This is a genomic window from Mammaliicoccus sciuri (assembly GCF_002901825.1).
Lineage (GTDB): Bacteria > Bacillota > Bacilli > Staphylococcales > Staphylococcaceae > Mammaliicoccus > Mammaliicoccus sciuri.
Genome location: NZ_PPQD01000026.1, coordinates 291658 through 292242, shown reverse-complemented (window position 1 = coordinate 292242; position 585 = coordinate 291658). Strand labels below are relative to the sequence as shown.

The 585-nt window shown below is 44.3% G+C and carries 3 tRNA genes and 1 rRNA gene; all 4 read left to right on the top strand.

From position 1 onward, the window contains the following. Positions 1 to 201 precede the first annotated feature (201 nt). The 4 genes from rrf (at position 202) to CD035_RS08780 (ending at position 569) form a co-directional block, all read left to right on the top strand. Positions 202 to 316 (top strand): 5S ribosomal RNA (rrf, locus tag CD035_RS08795). A gap of 19 nt (positions 317 to 335) precedes the next feature. Next, positions 336 to 410 (top strand) — tRNA-Asn (locus tag CD035_RS08790). Positions 411 to 413: 3 nt separating this feature from the next. Next, positions 414 to 485, top strand: a tRNA-Glu gene (locus tag CD035_RS08785). A gap of 8 nt (positions 486 to 493) precedes the next feature. Further along, positions 494 to 569 (top strand) — tRNA-Val (locus tag CD035_RS08780). Positions 570 to 585: the final 16 nt, after the last annotated feature.

Sequence of the window (585 nt, the reverse complement as noted above, 5' to 3'; positions counted from 1 at the left end):
AAATTTTAAATCGGTTTTAGCCGTAAAATCTGCTTACTATCTAGTTTTGAATGTGTAATACATTTCAATTTGTATTGCGTAGAGAAAACGCTTATAGACAACGAATCACAATGGATGACAAATGAGTTTACTTTCGTAAATGAATGAGGAAGACAGCAGTGATGAGGAAGTATGTAAACGATTGACTCAAGCAATAATTTGTCTGGTGACGATAGCAAAGAGGTCACACCTGTTCCCATGCCGAACACAGAAGTTAAGCTCTTTAGCGCCGATGGTAGTTGGGCTTACGTTCCGCGAGAGTAGGACGTTGCCGGGCAAATATTTAATTTTATTATTCCACAGTAGCTCAGTGGTAGAGCTATCGGCTGTTAACCGATCGGTCGTAGGTTCGAGTCCTACCTGTGGAGCCATAAGGCCCCTTGGTCAAGCGGTTAAGACACCGCCCTTTCACGGCGGTAACACGGGTTCGAATCCCGTAGGGGTCATTATTTATGGAGAATTAGCTCAGCTGGGAGAGCATCTGCCTTACAAGCAGAGGGTCGGCGGTTCGAACCCGTCATTCTCCACCATTTAATTTCATAAGCT